The 8,363-nt window shown below is 45.5% G+C and carries 7 protein-coding genes; 6 read left to right on the top strand and 1 reads right to left on the bottom strand.

Translation table 11 applies throughout. The annotated features are described in order from the left end of the window. Both MCG44_RS14745 and MCG44_RS14740 read left to right on the top strand, forming a co-directional pair. A partial coding sequence (locus MCG44_RS14745; protein WP_412531161.1) for an ABC transporter permease occupies window positions 1–810 on the top strand: 810 nt, incomplete at its 5' end. Window positions 811–967: 157 nt separating this feature from the next. Beyond that, on the top strand, window positions 968–2,698 hold the full coding sequence (locus MCG44_RS14740) for an ABC transporter ATP-binding protein (protein WP_240288990.1): 1,731 nt from the start codon (window positions 968–970) through the stop codon (window positions 2,696–2,698). 8 nt (window positions 2,699–2,706) lie between these two features. Here MCG44_RS14740 and MCG44_RS14735 read toward each other — a convergent pair whose 3' ends face one another. Further along, window positions 2,707–3,561 carry an AraC family transcriptional regulator gene (locus MCG44_RS14735; protein WP_240288989.1) on the bottom strand — a complete coding sequence of 285 codons (855 nt, stop codon included), beginning with the start codon at window positions 3,559–3,561 and terminating at the stop codon, window positions 2,707–2,709. Window positions 3,562–3,805: 244 nt separating this feature from the next. Between MCG44_RS14735 and MCG44_RS14730 the strand changes: the two genes are divergently transcribed. From MCG44_RS14730 to MCG44_RS14715, 4 genes are all read left to right on the top strand, one after another. Continuing rightward, window positions 3,806–5,068 (top strand): uroporphyrinogen decarboxylase family protein, encoded by a 1,263-nt coding sequence (locus MCG44_RS14730; protein ID WP_240288988.1) that lies wholly within the window; start codon window positions 3,806–3,808, stop codon window positions 5,066–5,068. Window positions 5,069–5,081: 13 nt separating this feature from the next. Then, the gene (locus MCG44_RS14725; protein ID WP_240288987.1) at window positions 5,082–6,119 is read left to right on the top strand and encodes a sugar ABC transporter substrate-binding protein; all 1,038 of its coding nucleotides are present in this window, start codon (window positions 5,082–5,084) and stop codon (window positions 6,117–6,119) included. Window positions 6,120–6,333: 214 nt separating this feature from the next. Then, window positions 6,334–7,413 (top strand): histidinol-phosphate transaminase, encoded by a 1,080-nt coding sequence (hisC, locus tag MCG44_RS14720; RefSeq protein WP_240288986.1) that lies wholly within the window; start codon window positions 6,334–6,336, stop codon window positions 7,411–7,413. Window position 7,414: 1 nt separating this feature from the next. Next, window positions 7,415–7,915 carry a COG2426 family protein gene (locus MCG44_RS14715; RefSeq protein ID WP_240288985.1) on the top strand — a complete coding sequence of 167 codons (501 nt, stop codon included), beginning with the start codon at window positions 7,415–7,417 and terminating at the stop codon, window positions 7,913–7,915. Window positions 7,916–8,363: the final 448 nt, after the last annotated feature.

The raw sequence follows: 8,363 nt of genomic DNA, 5'->3' as shown, positions 1-8,363 counted from the left end.
ACCCAGGAAGATTTTGAACGTATAGGGGGAGAACAGCTGAAGCTGTCGAATGGAGTGGCAGTATTCGATTCGACAGAATCAGTGCAGGATACCTTCGAGCTTTTCGGAGAAAAATTCCCTGTTGAAGAGAAGCTCGATTCGATACCACAGGGAGGAGCGCTGCAGGATGTTGTGCAGGCCGTCTGCGTAGTGGTTCCGGATGAGGAGATGCTGCAGAAACTTTATGAACTGAAGATACAGGCATTTGGCGATGATCAGGGGACTGGAATGAACTATATCATCGGTTTGGATATGAACGGCAGCAAAGAGGAGAAAATGGCATGTGCGGATCTGGTAAGAACTGCGGTCAGTCAGGATGCGGATCAATCCTACTCCTCTTATGTGGAATCCAAGCAGCAGTCGGAGGCGGATTTTTATGAGACATACGGGGGGCTGTTCTTCCTTGGGATATTTCTGGGGGCGCTGTTTGTGATGGCGACAGTGTTGATCATCTATTATAAACAGATATCTGAGGGATATGATGACGCAGGAAAGTACGAGATCATGCAGAAGGTGGGCATGAGCAGGCAGGAAGTCAAAGCATCCATCCGTTCGCAGGTTTTGAGCGTGTTCTTTCTTCCGCTTTTGATGGCTGGCGTGCATATTGCTTTTGCATTTCCCATTATTTCACGCCTGCTGGCACTCATGAACCTCACAAACACTTCGCTGTTTGCACTGTGCACCGTTATCACACTGGTTATTTTTGCTGTTTTTTATGCCATCGTCTATGCGCTGACGGCCAGAACCTATTATCGGATCGTGAAAGCGTAGAAGGGCTGTTCATCCTCGGAAAGTTGTGATAGAATGAGCGCAAGAGAGCCAACATGCCAGCATGATTGGCGAACGGCGAATGTCGATCATGAAACTTTTGATTCATGATAGAATGAGCGCAGGAAGTACATCAATGGATGAGGAGGGCAAATAGACGATGAACAAAAAGCTTGTGCGGCTTGCTTCGTACTATAAACCATATAAAGGCCTGTTTTTTTCAGACCTGCTGTTTGCAGTAACGGGAGCGGGAATTACCCTGGTAATTCCCCTTCTTGTGCGTTATATCACATCGAATGTGACGGAGATGGATCTGTCAGATGCGAGGCAGATGATCCTGAAGCTTGGTATTTTGATGATTGCCATGGTACTTATTGAGGCGGGCTGCAACTATTTTATTACTTATTTCGGACATATGATGGGTGTATTCATAGAGCGGGATATGCGAAATGAAATCTTCGGACACTACCAGAAGCTTTCTTTTGCGTTCTATGATAATCAGAAAGTGGGACATCTGTTATCACGTATCACGAGTGACCTGTTTGATATCAGCGAACTGCTGCACCATGGCCCGGAAGATCTTGTGATATCTCTGATCAAACTGGTGGGTGCGTTTATTATCCTTCTCAATGTCAATGGAACACTGGCTCTTGTGGCGATCGTCATTGTTGTAGTGATGATGATCTATGCTGTGTATTTCAACCGGGCGATGAAACATGCGTTTAAAGAAAACCGTGCCCGTATTGCAGATATTAACAGTCAGATCGAAGACAGCCTGGCGGGCATTCGTGTCGTTAAATCTTTTGGAAATGAGAAGAAGGAGCTTTCCAAGTTCCAAAGCGGTAATGAGCGTTTTGTGGATTCGAAACGGAAGAGCTACCGTTATATGGCGGGATATCATTCCGGCATGGGGGCGTTTACTACGCTGATCACAGTGGGTTCTCTGATTGCCGGTGCACTTTTGATGGCAGATGGAAAACTGCTGGTCGCAGATCTGGTGACATTTTTACTCTATATTAATAATTTTACTGAGCCGGTGAAGAAGCTGGTCAACTTTACGGAACAGTTCCAGAATGGATACAGTGGCTATGACCGGTTCCTGGAAATTATGGAGATAGCGCCGGATATCAAGGACGGACCGGATGCCGTCACAGTGAATCATGTCAAAGGTGATGTGGAATTTGACCAGGTATCCTTCCACTATGAAGACCACAGCCAGAATGTGCTCTCACACGTAAATCTGAAGGTGAATGCAGGGGAATATGTAGCGCTTGTCGGCAGTTCAGGGGCAGGAAAGACGACACTGTGCAGTCTCATTCCCCGCTTTTATGATGTGAGCAGCGGGGCGGTAAAAATTGACGGAACTGACGTGCGCGACATGAAACTGAAAGACCTGAGGCGTCAGATCGGGATTGTTCAGCAGGATGTGTATCTGTTTGCGGGAACAGTCATGGATAATATCCGCTATGGAAAACCGGATGCATCGGATGAGGAGGTGGTTCGGGCTGCAAGGGCGGCAAATGCTCATGAATTTATCACAGAATTAGTGGACGGTTATGACACCGACATCGGGCAGCGGGGCATCAAACTCTCCGGCGGACAGAAACAACGCCTCGCACTTGCCAGAGTATTTCTGAAAAATCCGCCGATCCTTATTTTTGATGAAGCCACTTCTGCGCTTGATAATGAGAGTGAAAAAGTTGTGCAAAAATCTCTCGAGGAACTGGCTAAGAACAGGACAACGTTCGTCATTGCACACCGGTTGTCCACGATACGAAACGCAAAACGAATTCTGGTGCTGACACAGGATGGTATCGCGGAGGAAGGAACACATGAGGAGCTGTTGAAAAAAGAAGGTATTTATGCAGGCCTTTATCAGATACAGTTCTAAAATACGTGTTACTGCCCAGGGTCAGTGTGTAAACGAAGCCGGAACTGTCCCGGTGTTGTCTTATATTTTTTTCTGAAAGATGCGATGTAGGATGAGGTAGTGGCAAATCCTACGTTCGCAGCAATCTGTTCAACTGAATATGTGGAGCTGGTCAATAGCTGGCGTGAGGCGTGAAGCCGGGTATTTATGATATATTGATATGGTGAATACCCGGTTTCTTTTTTGAATGTGGTGCAGAAACAGGATACACTCAACTGTGCCTTACGCGCCAGCATGTCTAACGTGAGAGGTTCCATGTAGTGGCGGTTGATGTACTGAATGATCATATCCATATAGTCGGGATCCTCGCCTTTTACGAGAAGAAGGCATAGGATTTCATATAGTTTGGCAGAAACGATGATCTCCGGATACTGTCTGGAAGCGGAGAAGGATTGGACGAGTTCCTGCATTTTTAACAGAAATTCTGTGTTGTTCTGTAAATCGAATACGTTCTGGTTATGATTAGAAGATATCAGATGTGAAAAGAACGGGTGAAAGTTCTTTCCATTAAAATGAATCCAAAGCATTTCCAGATGACCGATGGCCCCGTATATATGGGGCTTTTGTGTTTCTATAAGAACTGCCTGGCCGGCAGATGCCTCACCGGTCTGCCCGTCAGTCGAAAATACGAGCTTCCCCTTTAAGATATACATGATCAGATAGTGACAGTACTGATTGCGGATGGCACAGTACTCAGGAGAGCAAAAAGCGTGACCGATATATTCTACATAGAGCATGAGGTCACGGGCGTGCTGTGTGGGGTTGTGGGAGTATTCAAAAGAATCTGGTAAAGTACCCGGGGTTAAATGTGATTTGTAAATCATGCGGCAATCCTCTCTTACGCCTGATGACTGACGATAATTAAATATTTTGTAATGGTTGTTTTCCAATATTATAAGATGTTTTAGCAAAAAAACAACAGATACCGGTAAACTTTAGATTTAAAATAAGAATTCGACATTTTTGCAAAAGTATTTGTGATGTATTCAAAACAGAAAAATAGTATGATGTACCCATAGACAATAAAGTTAACTGAGGCCTCGAAAAAATGCACAAGGAGAACAAGCTATGACAGGGAAAGAGAGAATAACCACAACACTTAATCATAAAGAGCCGGACAAAGTTGCTGTTGACTTTGGAGGGACCTGCGATTCTACGATGCACGTAAGCTGTATTGCGGGGCTTCGCGATTATTATGGATTGGAGAAGCACCCTGTGACAGTGCAGGATGTATTTACGATGGCGGGAACCATGGAAGAAGATCTGCTGGATGCCATGGGGGTGGATACGGCCCCCGCATATCCGCTGGGGACCCACTTTGGTCTGAGAAGAGACAAAGTGAAGGAGTGGACCAACCTGCAGGGACAGACCATTCTCGTTCCGCAGGATTTTAACCCACAGCCTGACGGAAAAGGCGGGTATTACGTTCATACAAAAGGAGATCTGAGTCTTCCGCCGTCCGGGCACATGCCCGCAAAGTCATTCTATTTTGACGCTGTCCTTCGCCAGGAGCCTTTTGAGGAGGAGGATTTGAAACCGACGGATAACCTGATGGAGTGGACATTGTTTGACGATGAAAATCTTCAGTATCTGAAAAAACAGGCTGAGGAGGGTGCGGCGATGGGACGAGCCGTCGTGTTTGCGGCACCGGGCATGGGCCTGGGCGATGCGGGAGATATACCCGGTGACACGCTGAAATATCCAAGAGGGATCAGAAATTATACAGACTGGTATATGTCGGCGCTGGTCAGAGAAGACTTTGTAAAAGAATTATTTGAAAGACAGACGGATATTGCGATCGAAAATCTGAGAAGAGTAAATGATGTGTGCGGTGATCTGATCGATGTGGCATTTACCTGCGCGACAGATCTGTCTCATCAGCACAGCCTGTTTGTATCACCGGAAGTCTTCCGAGAATTCTATCTTCCGAGTTACCAGAGGGCAAATGACTGGATACACAAGAATACAAACTGGAAAATATTAAAACATAATTGCGGCGCAATCCGCCCGCTGATACCGCTTCTGATCGAATCGGGATTTGACGCTTTGAATCCCGTACAGACTTCAGCGGATCATATGGACCCGCAGGAATTAAAAGATGAGTTCGGGAAAGACCTTACTTTCTGGGGAGGCGGTGTTGATACACAGAAGGAACTGCCGTTCGGAACGCCTGAGGAAGTGCGCGAGCAGGTACTGAGAAGATGTGAGATATTTTCGAGAGACGGGGGTTTTGTCTTTAATGCAATTCACATCATTCAGGCAAATACACCGATTGAGAATATTGTGGCGATGATTGATGCGGTGAAGGAGTTTAACGGAGACAAACACTAACGGAGGAAATCATATGAAGAAAAGAATATTGACCTTACTCACAGTGGCAGCCGCCGCCATGATGATGACGGGCTGCGGCGGAAGCGGGCGGGAGACGGCGGCATCTGCTGATGAGACAGATAAAGAGGATACAGCAGAAGGATCAGATACAAAAGAAGGGACACCGGCAGAGGACGGTTCGGTTAAAATCGGTATGGTTGTAAATTATGCCGGGCAGGACCCGTATCAGACTTCTTATTATGACACTATGGTGGCATATGCGGGAGAAAAAGGGGTGGAACTTCAGATTCTCGACCCGAAAGGTGATTCTACGACACAGGCTAACCAGGTGCAGGATCTGATCAATATGAAATGTGACAGTATCATTATCTGGCCGGTAAACAGTGAAGCGGCTGTCGCATCCGCAAGAGCGGTTTATAAGGCAGGAATACCATGTATGACGGCAAATACCAGGATCGCAGAAGCTGGTGAGGAATTTATTGAGTGCCATGTCGGTCCGTCCTGTGTGGAAGAGAGTAAACTCACGGCAGAGGAAATGGTCAGACAGCTGGGAGAAGATGCCCGGATCGTGGAGATTGCCGGACCGGCAGGGTATTCATCCGCTATGGAGCGCACAGAGGGAATGAAGCTTGGTATTGAGGGGACGAATGCTGAACTTCTGGACAGTCAGACCGGCGAAGGTAATCGTGAAAAATGTCAGCAGATTGCAGAAAATTATCTTGTCAAATATGCCCCGGGAGAACTTGATGCTATCTTTGTATATGACGATAATGGTGCTTATGGCGCATGGAACGCAGTGGAAGCGGCCGGAAGACAGGAGGATGTGAAGATTTATGCAGGGGCTTCCGGGAGTTACGGAACACTTGACTATGTGCGGGATGGGAAAATTGCGGCTACTGTTATGCAGTCACCGTACTATGATGCAGAGACTGCTCTTGACATGGCGGTCAGGCTGGCGGGGGGAGAAAAACCGGAGAGCTTTGACAACAATATCGAGACACCTCTGGCAACAAAAGAAAATGTAGATACTCTGGATATGGAGGAATGGTAAAACGGTATTCTGTGACTAACCGATAAATTTCCGGCACTGTCAGTAAGAGCAATCGTCTGGTGAAAGCGCATTATTTGCGATACCACCAGACGGTTGCTTTTTGATGGAAAACCGGGTATACTGTTGTTCTGAAATAAATCCCCTGAAAAACCCTGTTTTTTGCGGGGCAGGCAGATAGTAAATGCCAGAATGAAAAACGCAGAGAGGAAAACTGATGAAAACTTGGAAAGATAATGTAAGAAACGTCGTTCCTTACGTGCCGGGTGAACAGCCGGATGATCCGGATGTGGTAAAATTAAATACCAACGAAAATCCATATCCGCCGTCGCCGCTGGTAGAACAGACTCTGAAGTCGCTGAAGTCAGATTCATTTCGGTTGTATCCGGATCCTACGGCACACAAGCTCGTAAAAGCGATCGCAGACTACCACGGGATGAAGGAGACGGAAGTATTCGTAGGCGTGGGGTCTGACGATGTGCTGGCTATGGTGTTTATGACATTTTTCAACGGTGATGCCCCGATTCTGTTTCCTGATATCACCTATTCTTTTTATGATGTATGGGCAGAACTTTTGAGGATTCCGTATGAGAGAATTCCTCTGAATGATGAGTTTGATATTGTTGCCGACGATTATAAAAAGCTGAACGGGGGAATTGTTTTTCCCAATCCCAACGCACCGACAGGTGCAGAGCTGTCGCTGGAATCCGTGAGGGAGATCATCGAATCCAACCGGGATTCCGTTGTAGTTGTGGATGAGGCTTATGTGGATTTCGGTGCGGAAACAGCGCTGCCGCTGATAAAAGAATATGACAATGTACTCGTCGTGCGAACATTTTCAAAATCCCGTTCCATGGCAGGCTTACGTATCGGCTATGCCTGCGGTAATGAGGAGATGATTCGTTTCCTGAATGATGTAAAATATTCGTTTAATTCTTATACCATGGATACCACGGTACTGGAGCTTGGGGAAGCGTCTATAAAAGATGAGACTTATTTTCGGGAAACAATCGGAAAAATCACTGAGACACGGGAATGGACGCAGGAGCAGCTTGCCAGACTGGGATTTTCATTGAAAGCTTCGAAGGCAAACTTTGTTTTTGCGGCGCATGAAAGCTGCCCGGCATCAGAATTATTTGCCCGGCTTCGTGAGGAACATATTTATGTCCGTTATTTTAATAAACCACGAATCAGCAATTATCTGAGAATTACGATCGGGACACCGGAAGAGATGAGAAAGCTGGTAGGATTTCTGGAACGTTATTTAGCAGAGAGAAAAGAAAAGGGAGAAGCATAACATGGATTCACTGGTACAATGGTTTACTGCCAACCTGACACCCTATATTTCGGAAACAGCTGTGGTTTTTATCATTTCACTGCTGCCGATCCTGGAGCTGCGGGGAGGGCTGCTTGCTGCGTCCCTGCTGCAGGTGCCGTATCTGACGGCACTGCCTCTATGTATTATCGGAAACATTCTTCCTATCCCATTTATCCTGTTGTTTATTAAGCAGATATTTAAATGGATGAAGAAGACGAAGCTGTTTCGGCCAATGATCGAATGGCTGGAAAGAAAGGCAATGGGAAAAAGTGATAAGATAGAGAAGTATGAATTCTGGGGTCTGGTGCTGTTTGTGGGGATTCCACTTCCCGGAACGGGAGCCTGGACAGGAGCACTGATTGCATCGCTTCTGGATATTGATATTAAGAAATCATCTCTTGCGATTCTTTTGGGAATTTTTCTCGCGTCAGTGATTATGAGTATCGTGTCATACGGTGTGCTCGGCAGTATCATCAGATAAGAGGAAAATGGAAGACAATGATATAAGCTGATATAATAGGAAACTGCGTCCAAAACCGGGACGCAGTTTTTGGTTTTAACAGAAAAAACAAAATTATCTGGAAATTCAATAAAATTAAAACAATAAACAGTGTATTATGGCGCAATATGTGCGATATGAAAATAATGGAAAAAAACTTTAAAAATGTGTTGACAAATAAGACGGCATCTGTTATTATAAATACATCAAAAGAAACCAGTCAACAAACACTTAACAGAGTTCATAATTTCTACATATAAATTTATATAAAGAATTATGAAGAAGGAGGTTAGTCCATTGGGAGAGGTACATAATAACAATCAATATGAAAGTGTATGGCATAGCAATTCCCCGCGAGAAGACCTTTTTAATAAGATGAAAAATTGACTTCCATATTTTCGAAAAGAAAAAACAAAGGAAAAAGCTAAAA

It is taken from the genome of Lawsonibacter sp. OA9 (genome assembly GCF_022440585.1).
The sequence above is the reverse complement of the archived record's forward strand: the minus strand, read 5'-3'. Positions and strand labels throughout refer to the sequence as shown.

Bases quoted from the DNA above. Each gene is read 5' to 3' on its own strand.
- MCG44_RS14740 (WP_240288990.1), top strand. From the start codon at position 968: ATGAACAAAAAGCTTGTGCGGCTTGCTTCGTACTATAAACCATATAAA.
- MCG44_RS14735 (WP_240288989.1), bottom strand. From the start codon at position 3,561: ATGATTTACAAATCACATTTAACCCCGGGTACTTTACCAGATTCTTTT.
- MCG44_RS14730 (WP_240288988.1), top strand. From the start codon at position 3,806: ATGACAGGGAAAGAGAGAATAACCACAACACTTAATCATAAAGAGCCG.
- MCG44_RS14725 (WP_240288987.1), top strand. From the start codon at position 5,082: ATGAAGAAAAGAATATTGACCTTACTCACAGTGGCAGCCGCCGCCATG.
- hisC (WP_240288986.1), top strand. From the start codon at position 6,334: ATGAAAACTTGGAAAGATAATGTAAGAAACGTCGTTCCTTACGTGCCG.
- MCG44_RS14715 (WP_240288985.1), top strand. From the start codon at position 7,415: ATGGATTCACTGGTACAATGGTTTACTGCCAACCTGACACCCTATATT.